The sequence below is a fragment of the Rhodococcus sp. IEGM 1351 genome (assembly GCF_030056875.1).
GTDB classification, from domain to species: Bacteria; Actinomycetota; Actinomycetes; order Mycobacteriales; family Mycobacteriaceae; genus Rhodococcus_F; species Rhodococcus_F opacus.
This window is the reverse complement of the sequence record NZ_JASHKU010000001.1, coordinates 606588-625678: the sequence shown is the minus strand read 5'-3', so window position 1 is coordinate 625678 and position 19091 is coordinate 606588. Positions and strand designations below refer to the sequence as shown.

General features: G+C 68.9%; 20 protein-coding genes and 1 pseudogene. 6 read left to right on the top strand and 15 right to left on the bottom strand.

The genetic code is table 11. From position 1 onward, the window contains the following. Nucleotides 1-19 precede the first annotated feature (19 nt). The gene (locus tag QM806_RS02880) at nucleotides 20-424 is read left to right on the top strand and encodes a DUF5319 domain-containing protein (RefSeq protein ID WP_005239778.1); all 405 of its coding nucleotides are present in this window, start codon (nucleotides 20-22) and stop codon (nucleotides 422-424) included. An 85-nt stretch (nucleotides 425-509) separates the two neighbouring features. On the opposite strand, the gene QM806_RS02875 is transcribed toward QM806_RS02880, so the two are convergent. The 5 genes and pseudogenes from QM806_RS02875 to QM806_RS02855 all read right to left on the bottom strand — a co-directional run. Continuing rightward, complete coding sequence (locus QM806_RS02875) at nucleotides 510-1526, bottom strand: anti-sigma-D factor RsdA (protein WP_283290225.1); 1017 nt, start codon at nucleotides 1524-1526, stop codon at nucleotides 510-512. Further along, nucleotides 1510-2088 carry a sigma-70 family RNA polymerase sigma factor gene (locus QM806_RS02870; protein ID WP_005239770.1) on the bottom strand — a complete coding sequence of 193 codons (579 nt, stop codon included), beginning with the start codon at nucleotides 2086-2088 and terminating at the stop codon, nucleotides 1510-1512. The genes QM806_RS02875 and QM806_RS02870 overlap by 17 nt, the downstream gene beginning before the upstream one ends. 159 nt (nucleotides 2089-2247) lie before the next feature. Then, the gene (locus QM806_RS02865) at nucleotides 2248-3081 is read right to left on the bottom strand and encodes a hypothetical protein (protein WP_167114419.1); all 834 of its coding nucleotides are present in this window, start codon (nucleotides 3079-3081) and stop codon (nucleotides 2248-2250) included. 34 nt (nucleotides 3082-3115) lie between these two features. Continuing rightward, nucleotides 3116-3787 carry a transcriptional regulator gene (locus QM806_RS02860; protein WP_245371987.1) on the bottom strand — a complete coding sequence of 224 codons (672 nt, stop codon included), beginning with the start codon at nucleotides 3785-3787 and terminating at the stop codon, nucleotides 3116-3118. A gap of 96 nt (nucleotides 3788-3883) precedes the next feature. Continuing rightward, nucleotides 3884-4132 (bottom strand): annotated as a pseudogene (locus QM806_RS02855) (MerR family transcriptional regulator); the annotation flags it as partial. A 248-nt stretch (nucleotides 4133-4380) separates the two neighbouring features. On the opposite strand from QM806_RS02855, the gene QM806_RS02850 reads away from it, so the two are divergent. The 3 genes from QM806_RS02850 (at nucleotide 4381) to QM806_RS02840 (ending at nucleotide 6193) form a co-directional block, all read left to right on the top strand. Beyond that, nucleotides 4381-4674: a WhiB family transcriptional regulator gene (locus tag QM806_RS02850; RefSeq protein WP_005239766.1), complete on the top strand. Its 294-nt coding sequence runs from the start codon at nucleotides 4381-4383 to the stop codon at nucleotides 4672-4674. A 165-nt stretch (nucleotides 4675-4839) separates the two neighbouring features. Continuing rightward, entirely contained in the window at nucleotides 4840-5472 is a 633-nt protein-coding gene (locus QM806_RS02845) for a sigma-70 family RNA polymerase sigma factor (RefSeq protein WP_005253895.1), read from the top strand. A 1-nt stretch (nucleotide 5473) separates the two neighbouring features. Continuing rightward, nucleotides 5474-6193 (top strand): anti-sigma factor, encoded by a 720-nt coding sequence (locus QM806_RS02840; RefSeq protein ID WP_054248328.1) that lies wholly within the window; start codon nucleotides 5474-5476, stop codon nucleotides 6191-6193. A 97-nt stretch (nucleotides 6194-6290) separates the two neighbouring features. Here QM806_RS02840 and groL read toward each other — a convergent pair whose 3' ends face one another. Both groL and groES read right to left on the bottom strand, forming a co-directional pair. After that, a complete protein-coding gene (groL, locus tag QM806_RS02835) occupies nucleotides 6291-7904 on the bottom strand; it encodes a chaperonin GroEL (RefSeq protein WP_005253893.1) in 1614 nt (537 codons plus the stop codon). 92 nt (nucleotides 7905-7996) lie between these two features. Further along, entirely contained in the window at nucleotides 7997-8296 is a 300-nt protein-coding gene (gene groES / locus QM806_RS02830) for a co-chaperone GroES (RefSeq protein ID WP_003940763.1), read from the bottom strand. A gap of 230 nt (nucleotides 8297-8526) precedes the next feature. Here groES and QM806_RS02825 point away from each other — a divergent pair, with 230 nt between their 5' ends. Further along, nucleotides 8527-10245, top strand: coding sequence for a TIGR03767 family metallophosphoesterase (locus QM806_RS02825; RefSeq protein WP_169694065.1), 1719 nt, complete (start codon nucleotides 8527-8529; stop codon nucleotides 10243-10245). Here the strand turns inward: QM806_RS02825 and QM806_RS02820 are convergent. Beyond that, entirely contained in the window at nucleotides 10242-10778 is a 537-nt protein-coding gene (locus QM806_RS02820; protein ID WP_005566595.1) for a potassium channel family protein, read from the bottom strand. The genes QM806_RS02825 and QM806_RS02820 overlap by 4 nt on opposite strands. Nucleotides 10779-10985: 207 nt before the next feature. Here QM806_RS02820 and QM806_RS02815 point away from each other — a divergent pair, with 207 nt between their 5' ends. After that, nucleotides 10986-12593, top strand: coding sequence for a DUF7159 family protein (locus QM806_RS02815; protein ID WP_169694064.1), 1608 nt, complete (start codon nucleotides 10986-10988; stop codon nucleotides 12591-12593). On the opposite strand, the gene tsaD is transcribed toward QM806_RS02815, so the two are convergent. Genes tsaD through QM806_RS02780 form a run of 7 tightly spaced genes read right to left on the bottom strand, consistent with a single transcriptional unit; the run spans nucleotide 12586 to nucleotide 19058 of the window. Next, on the bottom strand, nucleotides 12586-13623 hold the full coding sequence (gene tsaD, locus QM806_RS02810; RefSeq protein ID WP_169694063.1) for a tRNA (adenosine(37)-N6)-threonylcarbamoyltransferase complex transferase subunit TsaD: 1038 nt from the start codon (nucleotides 13621-13623) through the stop codon (nucleotides 12586-12588). The genes QM806_RS02815 and tsaD overlap by 8 nt on opposite strands. Then, nucleotides 13620-14099 (bottom strand): ribosomal protein S18-alanine N-acetyltransferase, encoded by a 480-nt coding sequence (gene rimI, locus QM806_RS02805; protein ID WP_005566598.1) that lies wholly within the window; start codon nucleotides 14097-14099, stop codon nucleotides 13620-13622. Before rimI ends, tsaD begins: the two co-directional genes overlap by 4 nt. Then, on the bottom strand, nucleotides 14096-14755 hold the full coding sequence (tsaB, locus tag QM806_RS02800; protein WP_007301252.1) for a tRNA (adenosine(37)-N6)-threonylcarbamoyltransferase complex dimerization subunit type 1 TsaB: 660 nt from the start codon (nucleotides 14753-14755) through the stop codon (nucleotides 14096-14098). The genes rimI and tsaB overlap by 4 nt, the downstream gene beginning before the upstream one ends. Before the next feature lie 49 nt (nucleotides 14756-14804). Next, the gene (gene tsaE / locus QM806_RS02795; protein ID WP_005569292.1) at nucleotides 14805-15293 is read right to left on the bottom strand and encodes a tRNA (adenosine(37)-N6)-threonylcarbamoyltransferase complex ATPase subunit type 1 TsaE; all 489 of its coding nucleotides are present in this window, start codon (nucleotides 15291-15293) and stop codon (nucleotides 14805-14807) included. After that, nucleotides 15283-16347: an alpha/beta fold hydrolase gene (locus QM806_RS02790; RefSeq protein WP_005569290.1), complete on the bottom strand. Its 1065-nt coding sequence runs from the start codon at nucleotides 16345-16347 to the stop codon at nucleotides 15283-15285. The genes tsaE and QM806_RS02790 overlap by 11 nt, the downstream gene beginning before the upstream one ends. 3 nt (nucleotides 16348-16350) lie before the next feature. Continuing rightward, nucleotides 16351-17556 (bottom strand): alanine racemase, encoded by a 1206-nt coding sequence (gene alr / locus QM806_RS02785; RefSeq protein ID WP_007301253.1) that lies wholly within the window; start codon nucleotides 17554-17556, stop codon nucleotides 16351-16353. A 17-nt stretch (nucleotides 17557-17573) separates the two neighbouring features. Continuing rightward, a complete protein-coding gene (locus QM806_RS02780) occupies nucleotides 17574-19058 on the bottom strand; it encodes an NAD(P)H-hydrate dehydratase (protein WP_169694062.1) in 1485 nt (494 codons plus the stop codon). Nucleotides 19059-19091: the final 33 nt, after the last annotated feature.

The following is a 19091-nucleotide window of genomic DNA, read 5'->3' as shown; positions in this document are numbered from 1 at the left end:
ACCTGCGTACCGTGGTGCTGTGCGCGATCAACTGCCTCCAGGTCTGCCCCCGGACCCCTTCGCCGGCGACCCCGCCGACCCGTCCGCAGCTCTCGATGCGATCGAACCGGGCCAGCCACTCGACCCCCACGAGCGTCTCGCCGTGGAGGAAGATCTGGCCGACCTCGCCGTGTACGAGGCGCTGCTGGCGCATCGCGGGATCCGCGGTCTCGTCGTCTGCTGCGAAGACTGCCAGCAAGATCACTACCACGATTGGGACATGCTCCGTGCCAATCTCCTCCAGCTTCTGGTCGACGGCACCGTGCGCCCGCACGAGCCCGCCTACGACCCGACACCCGAGGCATACGTCACCTGGGATTACTGCCGCGGCTACGCGGACGCCTCGATGAACGACGCTCTGCACGGCGACGGTTTCGACGCCTGATCCGGCACAACCCGATACAGACCACTGTGGCCCGACACGCGAAGTGTCGGGCCACAGTGGTCTGTGCGGAAGGGCCGCCGAACCGCTAGCTGGTGGGCGGCGGCACCGGGACCGGGGTCGTGGTGGTGGGTAGCGGCACCGTCGAAGGCTCCTGCGGCGGCTGCTGGGTGGATGGCTCCGTCGCCGGAATGTCCGAGGGCAGCGTCGGAACCAACATGATCGTGGGATCCGGGCTCGTGGACGGCAACGTCTCGGGCGGAGGCGGCAGCGTGGGCAGCTGCGGCAGCGGAATGGGCGGCAGTCCCGGAATCTGCAGATCCGTGGGCAGGGTTCCCGGCAACTGCTCGACTCCCGGCGCGGTCGTGGAACCGGGTGTCCCCGGCACCGTGGCCGGCAACTCGGTGGTCTGTGTCGGCGCGTCGGTGGTGGTGGTTCCCGGCGTCGTCGCCGCGGGCGGCGTGGTGGGAGCGATCTTCTCGACCTCCGCGGCGAGCTTCGCACGCCACACGTCGAGTTCGTTGCGCAGGTCGGCGTCGAGCACCCCGCCGGAACGGCCTGCGGCGCCCTCGAGCAGGTTCTTCGCCGCCTCCGCGTCGCCCGCGGCGATCAGCCGCTCGGCCTCCTGCAGCTGCGACGTGGTGTCGATCTGCGCGACGGTCGAATCGGCCTGCTGGCTGAACACGACCGACTTGACGCTCCACAGCGGATCGCCGGGTGCGGCGTTGTACGAGAAGATGGTGACGCCACCTATGACGACCGCGATCGCGGCGGCAGCGCCGGCGATGGGTCGCAACAAGCGGAGCTTGCCGCGGGCAGCGCTGCGTGCGGAACGGGCGTCCGAGGCGTCGATCGCCGCGATCACGTCGTCGAGCACCGGCCCGGTCGGCATCGGCGTCGCCACGATGTCGGCGCGCCAATTGGTCAGCAGAAGCGCGAGCTCGTACTGCTCCGGCGAATCCGTCGCGACAGGACCGCCACCGGCGATCGCGTCGATCAAAGCGTCGTCGCGGCGCACTGCCGCGACGTCCACCGGTGCGTCGTCTCCTGGGAGATCGGCATCGGGATTGCCGTTGCGCTTGATGCCCCTAGCCAAACCTCTCACCTGCCCTCGTCACTTCTTTTTTCAGTTTCGCGATGGCTCGGTGTTGAGCCACGCGGACAGCTCCCGCGGTACTACCCACGGCCGCGGCCGTCTCCTCGGCTGACATACCGACCACGAGGCGGAGGATCAAGATCTCCCGGTGCTTTTCCGGCAGCGTGCTCAGCAGTTCGTTCATCTGCCTGCTCGCTTCCGAGTCCAGCGCCCTCTGTTCGGGTCCGTCATCGTTGGCTACGACATCCGGTACTTCGGCGACGGGCTCCGACTTGTTACGGGCGGAGTTCCGATGCGCGTCGGCGACCTTGTGCGCGGCGATCCCGTAGACGAATGCCATGAACGGGCGGCCTTGATCCTCGTAGCGAGGTAAGGCCGTCATCACGGCGAGGCACACTTCCTGTGCCACGTCATCCGCGGAGAGTTGTCCCCTCTCCGCAGCACCGACCCTGGCTCTGCAGTAACGCACAACCAAGGGCCGAATGTTTTCCAGGACCAGAGCTAAAGCGGCCCGGTCACCCTGCGTTGCAGCGGCGACGGCGGAGTCCAACTCCTCGCTCGTATTAGTCATCGTTGCTGAATATCCTGGCGTTACAGTGGCACCTCCCCCGATGGGTGTGCTCCCGCTCTCAGCGGAACACTCCAAGAGTAACGGTGCGGACCGAACGGTATTCGCCCGGATTCGCAGCGATTCGCGCGCAACCCGCCCGTACGGGGCCGAGCAGCGGAGTCAGATTCGGAAGCGCCCACCTCGCGCCCTGATGACGGCTTCGCACTCCACACGCACGGCCTCCGCACGTGAGTCGGATGTCACACCACTCAGCAACATCGCAGCTGCCCACTTCAGAGGTATCAAGCCGTACCGATCGCACCGGTCGAGCACATCCGCGGCAAGCCGTGCCGCCGGACCCGAATCGGGCTCCCCTGTCATCGACGCGCTCCGCAGCAGATCCGATTTGACGTGGTGCCGCACAGATCCGGCAGCCTCCGAAATTTCCGCTGCGGTCTCGGCGTGGCGGCGCGCCGAGGCGAAGTCTCCGCCCGCGAGAAACAACTCGGCGCTCACCCAGTGCCTGCGGACGCGCTGTCGCCACAGTTCGCCGGGAGCACGCTCGTCGAGGTATTCGGAGCACCTGTCGAGCAGCCGCCGGCCCAGTGCCAGCCGGCCGCACCCCAACGCGTCGGCCGCCAGCCCCGTCATCGCGTCACACCGCGCTTCGTGAACGAGGACGTCGTCGCCGTCGCCGGGACCCGTCCCGACGACGGCGAGAGCCCGGCCGTCGAACCCGGACGCCACACCGTGCCAGCCGAGCTGCCTCAGCAACGACGCCTGCGTGCTCCACGCGAGTGAGGCGACCGCGGGTTCGGCCACCTCGCCGCGCGTCAGTGCGTCCAGCTCTGCGCGGGATCGGGCGTAGTGCCCCCGGGCGCCCCACGCCACCGCTCGCATCCAGCGCTCGACGGGAACGTCGGACGCCGATAGCGGGCACGCGCCCGGATCGGCGCCGAACGCCGCGCGGATCAACGAATTCGTGGGGTCGGACCGGAGAGTGGAGTCGGGCACGCCGAGATCATTGCATCGTCCGGCCGCTCTGCGGTCAGGTGACCGCGGTGACGGCGTCCACCGCCTCGTCCAGCGTGCCCAGCACCGCTATCGACCGTGGAAGTGACTGCGTCCGGCATCCGGGGCCGCCCGCGAGCATCGTCAGCCCGGTGCGCCGCCGGCGGATCGCCCGCAGGAGAGACGGGAGGGCGCATCCGGCGGCGGGCAACCACAGGACGATCACGTCCGGCTCGGCGTTGGTCACGGAGGCGAGGAGCGCCGACCGGCACAGTGGCAGCGCCATCCGCGTGTCCACCGAGGCAGTGGCCAGGGCGGCGCCCAGTGCCCGGAATTCGAGGCCGTACGGATCGGCGGGAACCGTGTCCTTCGAGTCCGCAGGCACGTGCACGAGCAGGACACGGCCACCGCCACCGATCGGCGCGTCCAGCGTCATCGTGGACAGAATCCCTGCGACGCATTCGGCGAAGACGCGGACACTCGCAGCGGCGGCGTCCGAATTCCTGCCCTCGTCCGCCCATTCGAGCACCGGAACGACCAGGGTCGTCCACATGGAGCTGAATCCCCGCTCCGCGACGGCCCGCACGATGATCCGCCGGATGGTCACGACGTCTCGCGCCAGCAGCGCACCCGATAAATTCCGGACGGATGCCTCGGCGCCACCGAGGCCGGAAAAAGGTGACAAAAGGTTCGACGGGTCTGTTTTCATCCCGTTCACCGAGTTGTCACCCAGATTTTTCACACCCGGTCGGCGGTCGCTTTCTGACGAATACGTAGCCATTGCGTTAATCGCATATCTCGCGGCCTCCGCGGAGTTTGCACCACCGTCCAGCGCATGTTGCATGCATTCGAGCCGGGCGACGTCGCGCGGCGTGTACCGCCGGTGACTTCCCTGCACGTGAACGGAGGGCCCGATGCCGTATCTGCGGTCCCAGGTGCGGAGCGTCGACGGAGCCACCCCGAGCTTTCTGGCCAGGGCCGATACCGAGATCGTGGGTCCCTCGTCCGGGGATCCGGAAGAGGGCTGGGTTTCTGGCTCCGCGGGCTGGGGCACCCGGACATCGTTACCCGCGCCCCGGGGTCTTTCAACCCGAAACGGAATCACGGAACCGCGGGAAAGTAAATATTTTCCAGGTTAACTTTCAGTTCGTGGGATATGTAAATCGCCACTGTGAACAACTATTGACGCGATTTCACAACCGACTCTACGGTTAGCGACGTGAATGATTCAGTGGCTTGAACGTACCTACGAGCCCACGGTCCGCTCGTCGCCCGAGGCGAGCTTGCAGCTAAGGAGTCCACATGCCTGCACCCAACCACCTGCCCGGCCCGAACGCCGATATCTGGGATTGGCAGATGCACGGACTGTGCCGCGGGGTCGACTCCTCGATGTTCTTCCATCCCGACGGAGAGCGTGGCCGAGCTCGTGCGCAGCGAGAGACCCGGGCCAAGGAAATGTGCAGACGCTGCCCGGTCCTCGCCCAGTGCCGCAATCACGCCCTGAGCGTGTCCGAACCGTACGGGATCTGGGGCGGAATGTCCGAGACGGAACGCGAGATGCACGCCCGGCACAGACGCGGCCGGATAGCAGTCTGACCGCTCGACCACACTCATCGGGGAACCCTCGTCGCCGCACGGGGGTTCCTCTCGTCACATCGGCACCCTCCCACCCATCCACCGCGACGCGGTCTCCGAATGCCTACCGGCTGGAGGAGATGAGTGGATGTGCACGCTACCGTGGTTCTCGATGAACCGAGATGAGTGCCGGTGACGAACCCCGAGGGCAACACTCCAGCAGAAGACGTGTGTTCGGCGGACGCAGCCGGGGCACACGGGGCCCGGACCACCGAATCCGCGGAACTGTATGAGACCATGGCCCGCGTCGCGAACGGGGACGCCGACGCTTTCGCCGAACTCTACGACCGGACGAGCGCCCGGGTCCACGGCATGGTCCTGCGGGTCCTGCGGGATCCCGGGTACGCGGAGGAGACGACGCAGGAAGTCTTCCTCCAGGCGTGGCGCACCGCGTCCAACTTCGATCCGGCCCGCGGTTCCGTCCTGTCCTGGCTGATGACGCTCGCGCACCGCCGTGCGGTCGACCGCGTGCGGTCCGAGCAGGCCGGCACCGACCGCGAGGCGCTCTACGAGACCACCAACATTGCAGGGCCGTTCGACCACGTCACCGAGGAGGTGACCCGCCGGCTCGAGCATCAATCGGTGCTCGCCTGCCTCGACTCGCTCACGGACACACAACGTGAGTCCGTCGCGATGGCGTACTACGACGGCCGCACCTACCGAGAGGTCGCCTCCCAGCTGGGGGTCGCCCTGTCCACGGTGAAGACGCGCATCCGTGACGGATTGACGCGTCTTCGCGGGTGCCTGGGAGGTCTGTGACATGAACGACGAACTCGTGGGCATGGCGTACCCGTACGCACTCGATGCGCTCGACGACAGGGAGCGCCGCGAACTCGACACCGATCTCGCCACCGCCGACGAGGACACCCGCTCCACCTTCACCGACGAGGTCCGGCGGATCCGGGAAGCTTTCGCGGTGGTGAGCGCGGTGGGAGCCGTAGAACCCCCGCCCCGGGTGCGGACTCGAGTCCTCGACGAAGTCCGGCACTCCGCCGCCGGGCCGACGTCGCTGACCGAACGCCGCTCCCGCCGGCGTCGCTGGCAGATCGCCGTCGCCGCTGCCGCGGCAGTCGGGGTGCTCGCCGGCGGGACGGTGATCGTTCGGCAGCTCACGGAAGGTCCGTCGCCGACTGTGGCGGAGCAGGTTCTCGACGCCTCCGACGTGCACTCGTCGACGAGTGCGATTGCCGCCGGCGGGTCCGCGACCGCCAACTACTCGAAGTCGCAGGACGCCGTGGTGTTCGTGCTGGACGGTGTCGCCCCGCCCAGCGCCGACACCGTGTACCAGCTGTGGTTGATGCCCGCATCCGGGGACGCGCCCGTGCCCGCGGGAACCATCTCTCCCGGAGAGATGCAGCCGACCACGACGGTCGTCCTCGACGACGTGGGGTCGATGTCGAAGCTGGCCGTCACCGTCGAACCGCCCGGAGGATCTCCCCAGCCGACGTCGGAACCGTTCGCGGTGCTGCAACTGAGCTGATCCGGCGCCTGCAGGCAGAAGAAACCCCCGCGCGGTGATCCGCACGGGGGTGTCTTCGCTCGAACGATCGGAGCCCGATCGGTCGCGACGCCAGAGCCTAGTGGCTGTGCCCGTGACCGGTCTGCTGCTCGTCCTCTTCCGCAGGCTTCTCGACCACGGCGCTCTCCGTGGTGAGGATCATCCGCGCGACCGAGGCCGCGTTGACGACCGCGGAGCGGGTGACCTTCACGGGGTCGACGACACCGTCGGCGAGCAGGTCGCCGTAGGTCAGGGTCGCGGCGTTGAAACCGTGGCCCTTGGGCTGCTCGGCAACCTTGCTGGTGACGACGGAACCGTCGAGACCGGCATTGCTGGCGATCCAGAACAGCGGCGCCTGCAGTGCTTCGCGCACGACCTTGACGCCCGTGGCCTCGTCACCGGTCAGACCGAGGTTGTCGGCCAGCTCGGTGCTCGCCTGGACGAGAGCGGAACCGCCACCGGGGACGATGCCCTCGGCGACAGCAGCCTTCGCGGCGTTGACGGCGTCCTCGACGCGGAACTTGCGCTCCTTGAGGTCCGTCTCCGTGGCCGCGCCGACCTTGATGACGGCGACGCCACCGGCCAGCTTCGCCAGACGCTCTTCGAGCTTCTCGCGATCCCAGTCGGAGTCGGTGTTCTCGATTTCGCGGCGCAGCTGCGCGACGCGACCCTTGATGTCGTCGTCGGTTCCGGCGCCGTCGACGATCGTGGTCTCGTCCTTGCTGACCACGACGCGGCGTGCGCTGCCGAGCAGGTCCAGCCCGGCGTCCTTCAGCGTGAGGCCGACGTCGGAGTTGATGACCGTGCCACCGGTGACGACGGCGAGGTCGTCGAGGAACGCCTTCCGGCGGTCACCGAAGAACGGCGCCTTGACGGCGACGGCCTTGATGGTCTTCCGGATGGAGTTGACCACGAGCGTCGAGAGAACCTCGCCCTCGACGTCCTCCGCGATGATGAGGAGGGGCTTGCCGCTCTCGGCAACCTTCTCCAGCAGCGGCAGGAAGTCGGGCAGGGACGTGATCTTCTCGCGGTACAGCAACACGAGCGCGTCCTCGTACACGGCCTTCTGTGCATCGAGGTCCGTGACGAAGTACGGCGACAGGTAGCCCTTGTCGAACTGGACGCCCTCGGTGATCACGAGCTCGGTCGCCAGGGTCGAGGATTCCTCGACCGTCACGACGCCGTCGGTGCCGACGCGGGTGAGCGCCTCGCCGACCATTTCGCCGATCTCCTCGTCACGCGAGGACACGGTCGCGACCTGGGCGATGGACGTCTTGCCCTCGACCGGCTTCGCGGCGGCGAGCAGTGCCTCGACGACCTTGTCGGCCGCGGCGTTGATGCCGATGCCGAGTGCCATCGGGTTCGCACCCGCGGCGATGTTCTTCAAACCGCCCCGCACGATGGCCTGAGCCAGCACGGTGGCGGTGGTGGTGCCGTCGCCGGCGACGTCGTTGGTCTTGGTGGCGACGCTCTTGACGAGCTGCGCGCCGAGGTTCTCGAACGGGTCCTCGAGCTCGATTTCCCGGGCGATGCTGACACCGTCGTTGGTGACGGTCGGGCCGCCGAAGGCCTTCGCCAGCACTACGTGGCGGCCACGCGGACCCAAGGTCACCTTGACCGCGTCGGCAAGCTTGTCGACTCCACGCTCGAGAGACCGGCGTGCGACCTCGTTGAACTCAATCTGCTTGGACATGTGTTCTGTCTTCTCCTGGATCTCAGGGTTACGCGCGTGAACGCACTCCGCCCCGGGATCCTGTGGGGACTCCGGGGCGGATCACGTATGGCTTACTTGGAGACGACAGCCAGCACGTCGCGTGCCGACAGGATCAGGTACTCCTGGCCGGCGTACTTGATCTCGGTTCCGCCGTACTTGGAGTAGATGACCGTGTCACCCTCCTTGACGTCGACCGGGATGCGGTTGCCCTGCTCGTTGACGCGGCCTTCGCCGACTGCGACGACGGTGCCCTCCTGGGGCTTCTCCTTGGCCGTGTCGGGAATGACCAGGCCGGAGGCAGTCGTCGTCTCAGCCTCGTTGGCCTGGACGAGGATCTTGTCCTCGAGCGGCTTGATGTTGACGCTCGCCACGATGAGCCCTCCACTTTGGGGTATGCGGATCCGGAGACTTCTCCGGACTCCTGTTTGAGTGTTCCGTTTACGGCACTTCACACAGCCCCGTCGTCGCGGGTGCCGGAGCTCGATCGGCGCCACTTGGCACTCTATACGTGAGAGTGCCAACGCTCAAGGAGAAGGGGGTGGTAGACCGCGCCGAGCCGAATATCGGCTTGTCTCACGGGTCGTCACCTAAGGTTCCTCTGGTGTCTGACATCACTCGGCGTAAATTCCTGACATTTGCCGGACTCGGGGCGATCGGGGCAGTGGGATTCGAAGCACGCCCGTGGGGGTTGCAGTACGCGGGCGCGGCGCCGCTTCCCACGTCCGGGGCCGGCACCACCCTCGAAGCGGTGGCCGTCCCCCTCGGCGACTCCGGATACCGCAGGCTCGGCGCGGGACCGGGGTGGCCGACCATCGTTCGCACGGAACTCGCCGAGGCCCGCAGCGGGCGCGAGGACCGGCGCACCGCCCTCGCCTCCCTCGTCCAGCTCACGGACGTCCACCTGGTCGACGCCCAGTCCCCGATGCGTTTCGAATACGTGCACCCCTTCACGGGGTCCGCGTTCCGCCCGCACGAGACACTCACCGCCCAGGGTCTCGTCGCCCTCGTCGCACGGGTCAACGCGCTCGCATCCGGCCCGCATACCCAGCGCCCGTTCGACGCGGTCGTGAGCACCGGCGACAACACCGACAACAAGGAATTCGCCGAACTCGGCTGGTTCCTCACCGCGCTCAACGGCGGCACCATCGTCCCCAACACGGGCGCACCCGACCGCTACGAAGGCGTGCAGAACTCGGGCGCCGATCTGTACTGGAACCCGGAGTCGTCCATCCAGGACATGTACAAGAAGGCCGGGTTCCCCGAGATACCCGGCCTGCTCGGCGCGGCGATCTCTCCCGTCACGAGCCCCGGCCTCCGCACCCCCTGGTATTGCGTCTTCGGCAATCACGACGACTCGGTGCAGGGCACCGTCCCGAGCGGCATCCCACCGCTCGAAGCCATGTACACCGGTTCGCTGAAGTTCGAGGTCCCGGGATCGCCGGAAGAGGCGAAGTCGGTCGACATCGCCACCAGGTTCGATCCCGGCGCCATTCCCGCCGCCCTGTCCGCGATCACGACCCCCGCGCGGGTCGTCACACCCGACCCCGCACGCGCGCCGTTCACTCCCCGCCAGTTCATCGCCGCACACCTGGACCCGGCCAACACCGGCCCCGGACCGGTCGGTCACGGCTTCGCACCTGATGCCGGCGAGACCGGGATCGGCTACTACTCGTTCGAGATCGCACCCGGCGTGGTCGGCATCAGCATGGATTCCACCAACCGGGCGGGGTTCGTCGACGGCTCGCTCGGTGCTGCGCAGTTCCGGTGGATCGAGGACACCCTGGTGGCCGGCAGCAGCCGGTACTTCGACACGGCGGGCAACCCGGTGTCCCAGGTACGCAACGACACCTGGTTCGTCCTGTTCAGTCACCACACCAGCGGCAGCATGGACAACGTCGTCCCCGACCCCTCCGCCCCGGCGGAACCCCGGATCCGGGGTTCGCGACTGGTGGATCTGCTGCACCGATTCCCGAACGTCCTCGCCTGGGTCAACGGGCACACCCACGAGAACCGGATCACGCCGTGGCCCGGATCGACTCCGGAGCAGTCGTTCTGGGAGATCAACACGGCCTCGCACATCGACTTCCCCCAGCACGGGCGGATCGTCGAGGTGGTCGACAACGTCGACGGAACCGTGTCGCTGCTCACGACGCTGTTCGAGGCCGACAGCCCCTACTCCGTCGACCACACCGATCTCTCACCGCTCGGGTTGGCGTCGCTGTACCGGGAGTTGTCGTTCAACGACATTCACGCGGACCCCGACCTGCTCGGCGGGACACCCGACCGGAACGTCGAACTGGTACTGGCGTCGGGTCGCTAGACCCGGCGCCTGCGGGCCCAGTCGACGGCCGCGACGACCGCGCGGATGCCGACGCCGAGAAGGATCAGATTTCCGATGATCTGCACACTCACGACGGCTCGCGACGGATCGGTCGTCGCGGCGATGTCGCCGAACCCGACGGTCGAGAAGACGGTGAGCGAGAAGTACAACGCACCCATCCGCGTGAGGGGCTCGGTGAAGTAACCCGGATCACTTTCGGACATCAGGCAATATCCTGCCGAGAACCCGAGCAGGTAGAGCGGCAGGATCAGGGCCAGCGCCTCGATCGCCTGGAGCGCCGGTACGTCGGACTTGACGATCCGCCAGATCTGCCAGGCCGCGACGAGCGCGACCACGAGCAAGCCGCCCGCCAGGAAGAACAGGGCGGACACTTCCCCGAGCGACGTCCACGGCAGGGCGAAGTAGACCACCGTGCACAGGAAGACGGTGACCAGCGGGCGCAGAACTGCACGCAGCAGAAGCCGTCGGCGCTCACGTCTCGTGAGGTTGCGAAAATCGCTGGCGCGTCGCATCAGATTCCTTTGGACAACTGTGCAGGTGAGACCGGATATCGAGCGCCATCCTCGTCTCCCGGGGCCGGAAGTCGGGAGCGAAATCCGTTTGTTTTCTGTAACGTTCAGATAACAGTCGCCGATTCAACGGGCAGGGATTCCCCGCTGAACAGGGCGTTCCGACAGAGACAGCAGGTCACGCGTCGAAAACGTGAGGGGGTGTGTGAGATGGGTATGTCCTTGGGGATGTCGACCGGTGCGGCCGGTGTGGGTTCCGCCCTCGTCACCACCGCCTCCAACGGTACGCAGAACGTCGAGTTCCGTTACCTGTCCGCCGATCAGGCGCACACCGACCTCGGCGACCTGGTCCGTTCCTCCATCTCGCTGATGACCACCCAGGTTCCTGCCGACCCCACCACACCCGACGCGTTCGCTGTCGCGTACCGGACGGCGGAGCAGGCGCATTCGATCCGCAGCGCCGTCAGCAGGCAGCGGCACCGCGTGCATCTCGTGCCCGAGACCGCCGCCACCCTCACCTATCTTCGGCACACCGGCGAGGTCGCCCAGCATGCCACGGTCGCGATCGTCGACTTCGGCGAGTCCGGACTGTCCGTCGCCGTCGTCGACCAGGTCGACGGCACCGTCCTGCACGCCGACCGCACGACCCACGTGAGCGGCACCGGAATCGACGACCTCGTCTTCCACCACGTCGTCGGCAGTATCGCCACCCCGCATCCCCTGCGGCACCTGGACCGCGGCCTGCTCTCGGCGCGGTGCCGCGTCGCCAAGGAGCAGTTGTCCTCGGAGCCGAATGCGCACGTCGACATCGACCTGCACGGCATCCGCCCGATCGAGATCAGCCGCACCAGGTTCGACGAGATCGCCGCACCGACCGTCCGGGTCGCGGTGGAGTTCATCCGTGCCACCGTCGCCGACTCCCCGCGTCGACCGGACGCCCTGGCCCTGGTCGGTGGCGGCGCGAACATACCCGCGATCACCGCCGCCGTCGCCGACGCGTTCACCGCACGGGTCATCGCTGTGCCCGAACCCGACACGGCGACCGCGAAAGGTGCGGCGTTGCTCGCCGTCTCCTCCGCCATCCGCGACTACCCGGCCACCGAGTCGACCCGTCCCGGTTCGGCCGCCAAGGTGTCGGGGGCACTCGTCGGCGCCCTCGTGGTCGGAGGGCTCGTTCTCGGCTACGGCGTGAAGGAACTCGCGCCCGCACCCGACCCCAACGTCTCCCCCGCGGGGACGGACATGTTCCAGACCACCGAGCAGGTCACGACCACGACGTCGGACGAACCGCCCGCGACACGGATTCCGTCGTACGATCCGACGCCGACGTCGGCGTACTACCCGAATCAGGTTGCCCCGCCCACCTCCGAGCCGCAGACGGACCGGACCCCCGAGCAGACGCCCGATTCGACGAGCGAGACCACGACGCCGCGCACCACCACCACTCCGGTGCCGACACCCACGGCTCCCTCGCGTCCGACGCTGCCCGGAACGAACCCGTCGCAGCCGTCGTGGCCGCACATCGAATGGCCCGCGATTCCGCCGCTGTGGCCGCAGGTTCCGGGAGAATCCACGCCGAACGAACCGCGCCCGGGTACGCCCGCACCCGACGTACCGGAAGTAGCACCGCCGCCCACCGAGACGCCCGCCGCGCCCGCGGAATCCACTGCCCCCGCGGCGCCCGAAGGGCTCTTCCCGATGATCCCGGCCCCGGGCACGGTTGCTCCGAGTCCCGATGCGGCGCAACCGAGTGGTGCTCAGCCCGGCGAGACGCTCACTCCCCCGGCCACGCAGACCGTCACGATTCCGGTCAGCTGAACACCTGACTGGTCGCCACCGACAGTCCGGGGTCGCTGGCCACGGTCAGCAGGGACGGCGCGGCGCCGCCGGCGATCAGATGCGCGCCGAGCGAGGCGATCATCACCCCGTTGTCGGTGCACAGGCGCGGTTTCGGCACCCGCAGGGTAAGTCCGGCTTCGGCGCAGCGTTCCTCGGCGAGTGCGCGGATGCGCGAGTTGGCCGTGGCGCCGCCCCCGAGAACGAGTGTGTCCACGCCGACGTCGCGGGCCGCGCGCACCGCTTTCATCGTCAGCACGTCCGCCACGGCTTCCTGGAAACTCGCGGCGATATCCGGCACCGAACAAGCCTCCCCTGCCCGCTCCTTGGACTCCACGTACCGTGCGACAGCCGTCTTCAGCCCGGAGAACGAGAAGTCGTGCCGGGCGTCCCGGGGCCCGGTCATCCCGCGCGGGAAGGGAATGGCGTCTCGGTCGCCGACCTGCGCCGCGGCGTCGAGGGCCGGGCCACCGGGGAATCCGAGGCCGAGGAGGCGGGCCACCTTGTCGAAGGCTTCGCCGGCCGCGTCGTCCACGGTGGTGCCGAGTTCGACGATGGGCTTCGCGAGATCCTCGACGTGCAGGAGGTGGGTGTGCCCACCGGACACGAGCAGCGCCACGCACGGTGGCATCGGTCCGTGTTCGAGGGTGTCGACCGAGACGTGGCCGCCGAGGTGGTTCACCGCGTAGAACGGGATGTCCCAGGCCGCCGCATAGGCTTTCGCGGCCGCGACACCGACGAGCAGGGCGCCGGCCAGACCGGGTCCGATGGTGACGGCGAGAGCGTCCGGCTTGGCGATGCCGGCCGCGGCGAGGGCGCGCCGCATCGTCGGGACGATCGCCTCGAGGTGCGCGCGGGACGCGACCTCGGGCACCACCCCGCCGTACCGGGCATGCTCTTCGACGCTGGATGCGACCTCGTCCGCGAGGAGTTCGCACGTCCCGTCACCGTTCCACCGGACGATGCCGACTCCGGTCTCGTCACAAGAGCTTTCGATCCCCATGACGATCATTGCACCGGCTCCTCACCCGATCCGGGGCGACGCATCGTGAAGGCGTCCGCACCGCTCGGTTGGTAGTACTTCTTACGGGTTCCCACGATCTCGAATCCTTCACGTCTGTACAGGGCGATCGCCGCGTCGTTGTCGGTGCGCACTTCGAGAAACACCGGGCCACCCCGCGCGTCGGCGACGCGCAGGAGTTCGTCGAGGAGGGCCCCGCCGATCCCCCGGCGCTGACACGCCGGGTCCGTTCCGATCGTGTGTATCTCGGATTCGGGATGCGAACCGTTGCCCAGCAGAGCGATTCCGGCGTACCCGACGACGTGGCCGGTGTCGTCCCGCGCCACGGTGTAGTGCACGTGCGGTGCGGCGAGTTCCGCCCTGAATGCGCCGGCGCTCCAGGGCCCGTCACCGGCGAAGAGGAGTGTTTCGAGCTCCGCGCACCGGTCGGCATCCGTGGCCGCCATCGGTTCGATGCGGAATGTCATTTCTTCCGGTCCGCCAGTTCGACCGCGTCCGGGCGCCGCAGGTAGAGCGGTACGAGCGCCGCCGGTGCCGCACCGCTGAACAGGGCATCCGCGGCCACCGTGACCAGCCCTGCGGGCGACGGTGTTTCCACGGGTTCGACCGGCAGATCGAAGAAGTCGACGTGTGACGGCGATCCCGCCACCACCTCGGACGGCATCGGCTCGAGCTCGCGCGGCTTCACCACGGCGGGGCCTTCCACCCGCACCCCTGCCGAGTAGCGCGCCCAGTACACCTCACGTCGGCGTGCGTCCGTGACGACCAGCAGATTCCGGTCACCGTCCACCTGTGCGGCGATGGCGTCGAGGCTGCACACGCCGTGGGCCGGAATACCGAGGGCGTCGGCGAACGCGGCGGCGGTGGCCATCCCCACGCGCAGTCCCGTGAACGGCCCCGGTCCGGCGCCGACCACCACCGCGTCGAGGTCCGCGGCGACGTGACCCGACTCGGTGAGGCACTCGAGGATGTGCGGGGTGAGCACTTCCGCGTGGGCGCGCGGGTTGACCGTCACGCGCACCGCGAGGGTGTCCACCGCCTCCACCGATGCGGAATCGGCCGAAACCCGGACGACTCCGGCGGTCACGGCAGGCGTGGACGTGTCGATGGCGAGAACAAGCACGGTAACTGAGGGTACTCGCACGTCAGAACCGCTCCCGACACCCGACCCGTCAGGAAATCCACTCCCAGTGGGCGGTGCGGACGTCCGTCTCCGGTTCGCGGCGCAGGCGTACCCGCAGGTGACGATCGGCCAGCTGCTCGGCAATGCCCGCGCCCCATTCGACGACGACAACCGCTGCAGCCAGGTCGGTGTCGAGGTCGAGCGCGTCGAGTTCGTCCAGCGCGTGCGGGCCGCTTCCGCCCAGTCGGTACGCGTCCACGTGCACCATTCCGACCGGCGCGCCCCCGTCGGGTCGCGTGCCCGCCCGGTGCTCCCGCGCGATCACGAATGTGGGCGAAGTCACTCGCCCCTGCACGCCGAGCCCGGCTCCGATTCCCTTCGTCAGTGCGGTCTTCCCCGCACCGAGGGGTCCGTCGAGGACCACGAGATCACCGGCGACGAGTCCCCGGGCGAGGTCCCGCCCGAACTGCTCGGTGTCCTCCGCCGTCGGCAACACCACGGTCCCGCTCACGGGCAACACTCCCTCTTCAGCCGACATCGGACTGCTCACGCGATTCGTACGTCGCCAGGCCACGATGCAGCACCCGGTCGACGGCGTCCGATACCACGGACGGGAACTCGAGCTGCACCAGATGGCCGGCACCGCGCACCCGCACCAGTTCGGACTCCGGAAGGTCCGCCGCCAGTTTCCGGGAACTGCCGAACGGGATGATCATGTCGCTGTCGCCGCACACCACGACGGACGGGATGTGCTCGATCGCCTCGAGTGAGGCGGACTCGTCGTGCAATTCGAGTGTGCGCAGAAAGTTCACGACGGTGACCACCGACGTCCGGTCCAGCATGGAGTCGGAGAACCTGTGCAGCCGCGGGCTCACATCCGTGCCGTACGACGCTGCCCGCAGGATCGGGGTGATCAGCACGCGGGCCGCGCCGCGCGCGTGCTGGACGAGTTCGGGCGACGTCCGGACGGCCAGCCGGAAGCCGTCGATGACCGGGTTCTGCAGGTTCCGCGTCAATCCGGTCTCGCTGAGACCCGCAGCGGCCGTGGCAACCAGGCCCACACCGACCACCCGCGACGCCACCAGTTCGGGTCGCTGCCCGGCGAAGGCGAGCACCGTCATCCCGCCCATCGAATGCCCCACGAGCACAACCGGTCCGGTGGGGGCCTTCGCTGCGATCACGGTCGCGAGATCGGCGCCCAGCTGAGCGATGGTGCAGCTCGCCGTGGACGGCACACCCGAATCGCCGTGCCCGCGTTGGTCGTAGAACACCATCCGCACGTCGTCGCCCCACCGCTCGGCGAGCTGGCGGCGCTGGAAATGCCACGACGTCATGTCCAGGCAGTAGCCGTGCACGAACACCGCCGTCACGGGCGCGTCCTCGGGACCGACCTCGCGGACCGCGAGCGCGACGCCGTCCTCGGTGACCACGACGCTGCGCCGGTCCCGCGACATCAGCGTGAAGTCCTCGTCACGATAGATCTCGCGGCCCGGCCGGGTCGCGCTGCGCAGCGCGTTGGCCCCGGCGACCGAACCGAGCGCCAGCGCGCTCAGCACGCCGCCGACGAGCCCCAGACGCTTCGACACACCCATGTCCTACGTACCCGTTCCGCCGACGTAACTGCGCACCGTGCGTCCGCGTACCCCCGTCACCACCTCGTAGTGGATGGTGTCGAGTTCGTCGGCCCACGCCTGCGCGATGGGCTCGCCGAGGTCTCCGTTGCCGAAGAACACCGCGGTGTCCCCCTCCCGGACTCCCCCGCCGTCCGGCCCGAGATCCACGACCACCTGGTCCATGCACACCCGCCCGATCCCCGGCCGTCGTTCCGCGCCCAGCTGGACCTCGAAACGGCCACTGAGCGAGCGCGGGAGCCCGTCGGCGTACCCGAACGGCAGCAGCGCCACCGTCGTATCCCGTGGGGCCACCCACTGGTGCCCGTAGGACACGCCTTCACCTGCCGCCACCTTCTTCACCAGAGCCACCCTCGATCGCAGTGTCATCGCCGGGCGCAACCCGAACTGACCGAGTTCGGGTACAGGCGACAACCCATATATCGCGATTCCCGGGCGAACCATGTCAAACCGCAGGTCGGGACGGGTCAGGGTGGCCGCGGAATTGGACAGGTGCACCACTTCGGGGACCAGTCCCTGACGCTTGGCATCCGCGATCGCGCTGACCAGTCGGTCGCGCTGGGAATCGATCCAGGCGTGGTGCGGCTCGTCGGCGTGGGCGAGATGCGAGAAGATGCCGCGCAGCCGCACCGAGCCCTCGGCCTGTGCGCGCGCCAGATCGACGAGGACCTGCGCCAGCTCGTCGGGTGCCACCCCGTTGCGGTTCAGTCCGGTGTCGACCTTGATCGTGACGATCGCCGGGGTGCCGACGCTCCGGGCGGCAGCGACCACCGCGGCGAGGTGGCGGGGCGAGGACACGCCGAGTTCGACACCGGCCGCGATCGCGGGGGCGAAATCGGCGTCGACGGTGTGCAGCCACGCGAGGACGGGTGCGTCGATGCCCGCGCGGCGCAGAGTCAGCGCCTCCGCCACCGTCGTCACGCCCAGTTCCGACGCTCCGGCGGCCAGCGCTGCGCGTGCCACGGGCACCGCGCCGTGGTTGTAGCCGTCCGCCTTCACGACGGCCATCATCGCCGCGTCCCGGGCGCTGTCGCGCAGGATGCGGACGTTGTGGGCAATCGCGTCCAGATCGACCACGGCCTCGGCCTGCGGTGCCGGCGCGGCCTGTGCGGGCGCTGCGGGTTCGCTGTGTCCGTGGTCGTCGGCCGGTACTGCTTCAGCAAGCGTCATATGTTCGATCCTGCCATTCACGAGGAGGCCGGCATTTCTCCGGGTGACACCCCCGCACGGAGGACTCTGATCGACTCCCTGAGGTGTGCGAGCAGCGTCGCGGCGGAGATCGGTGCTGTTCCGCGCCCTGCGGAGAGGTCCGCGCCACCGCCACGGGCAGCCAGGTTCGCGGCCAGCGAGTGAGCTCGCGCACCCACCGCGGCGGCCCGCGCCGGGGTGATGCCCGCCGCCATGAGCGAGCCGATGATCCCGGCGAGCACGTCCCCCGCACCCGCGGTGGCGGACCACGATCCGCCCGCCTCGTTGACGAAGATCCGGCCCCCGGGTTCCGCGATCACGGTGGCACGCCCCTTGAGCAGCAGGTGAACATTCCAGTCGGCCGCGAGAGCGCGTGCCGACGCCACCCGGTCCGGACCCGGATCCGTCCCCGTCAGCCGGGCGAACTCCCCGGCGTGCGGGGTCAGCAGTGTCGCTGCGGTCCGCGAACGCACCAGGTCCGGGTCCTCGGCGAGCAGGGTCAGACCGTCCGCGTCGACGAGCACGGGCACGTCGGACTCGAGCACCGTCCGCAGCGTGCGACGGGCGGCGTCGTCGGTTCCCATGCCCGGCCCGACCACCCACGACTGGACGCGTCCCGCCTTCGCGAGATCGGCGGTCGCGATCACCTCCGGCGAGTGCGCGAGCACTTCGTTCGTGCACGGCCCGGCGTAGCGGACGAGCCCCGACGTGGCCGTGACCGCGGCGCCCGTGCACAGCACACCGGCGCCCGGGTAGCCGTCGCTGCCCGCGACCACCCCCACCACGCCCTGCGAGTACTTGTCGTCGCCGGCCCCCGGCACCGGCCACGCGGCACCCACGTCGGCGGCGTCGAGGGCAGTGATCCCGGCAGCGCCGAGCGACAGTCCGATGTCCACGAGCTCGACCCGGCCGCAGTGCGCCGCACCGAGCGCGTGGACCGGTTTGAGGGCGCCGAATGCGACGGTGACGGCGGCGCTCACGGCGGGGCCGTCGACCGCTCCCGTGTCCGGGTCCACACCGCTCGGCAGGTCCGCCGACACGATCGGAGCAGCCTCGATCCGGTCGACCAGCGCCGCAGCATCGGGTCGCAGCGGCCCCCTGCCGGAGATTCCGACGATTCCGTCGATCACCAGATCGGGCAGGCCCAGCTCGTCCGACGGGGCGGCCACCCGGCCGCCGGCCGCGGTGAACGCCGCCAGCCCGGCCGCGTGCGCCTTCTCCGGTTTCAGCAGCACCGCGGTGGCCGCGGCACCGCGCTTGCGCAGCATCGACGCCGCCCACAGCGCGTCCCCGCCGTTGTCCCCGGACCCCACCAGCACCGTGATCGTTCGACCGGCGACGCCCCCGGTCCGCGCCCGCAGCTCCGCCGCCACCACCGTGGCGAGCCCATGCGCTGCGCGTCGCATCAGCGCGCCGTCGGGAAGAGACGCCAGCAACGGCGCCTCCGCGGCTCGAACCTCGTCAGCGGTGTAGTAGCCCCGCATGGGAACTCCTCGTCGAGAAGGGTCGGTACCGGG

Bases quoted from the DNA above. Each gene is read 5' to 3' on its own strand.
- alr (WP_007301253.1), bottom strand. From the start codon at position 17,556: ATGACGCTTGCTGAAGCAGTACCGGCCGACGACCACGGACACAGCGAA.
- QM806_RS02870 (WP_005239770.1), bottom strand. From the start codon at position 2,088: ATGACTAATACGAGCGAGGAGTTGGACTCCGCCGTCGCCGCTGCAACG.
- QM806_RS02850 (WP_005239766.1), top strand. From the start codon at position 4,381: ATGCCTGCACCCAACCACCTGCCCGGCCCGAACGCCGATATCTGGGAT.
- tsaD (WP_169694063.1), bottom strand. From the start codon at position 13,623: ATGATCGTCATGGGGATCGAAAGCTCTTGTGACGAGACCGGAGTCGGC.
- QM806_RS02860 (WP_245371987.1), bottom strand. From the start codon at position 3,787: ATGAAAACAGACCCGTCGAACCTTTTGTCACCTTTTTCCGGCCTCGGT.
- rimI (WP_005566598.1), bottom strand. From the start codon at position 14,099: ATGACATTCCGCATCGAACCGATGGCGGCCACGGATGCCGACCGGTGC.
- tsaE (WP_005569292.1), bottom strand. From the start codon at position 15,293: ATGTCGGCTGAAGAGGGAGTGTTGCCCGTGAGCGGGACCGTGGTGTTG.
- QM806_RS02820 (WP_005566595.1), bottom strand. From the start codon at position 10,778: ATGCGACGCGCCAGCGATTTTCGCAACCTCACGAGACGTGAGCGCCGA.
- QM806_RS02780 (WP_169694062.1), bottom strand. From the start codon at position 19,058: ATGCGGGGCTACTACACCGCTGACGAGGTTCGAGCCGCGGAGGCGCCG.
- QM806_RS02840 (WP_054248328.1), top strand. From the start codon at position 5,474: ATGAACGACGAACTCGTGGGCATGGCGTACCCGTACGCACTCGATGCG.
- groL (WP_005253893.1), bottom strand. From the start codon at position 7,904: ATGTCCAAGCAGATTGAGTTCAACGAGGTCGCACGCCGGTCTCTCGAG.
- QM806_RS02815 (WP_169694064.1), top strand. From the start codon at position 10,986: ATGGGTATGTCCTTGGGGATGTCGACCGGTGCGGCCGGTGTGGGTTCC.
- QM806_RS02790 (WP_005569290.1), bottom strand. From the start codon at position 16,347: ATGGGTGTGTCGAAGCGTCTGGGGCTCGTCGGCGGCGTGCTGAGCGCG.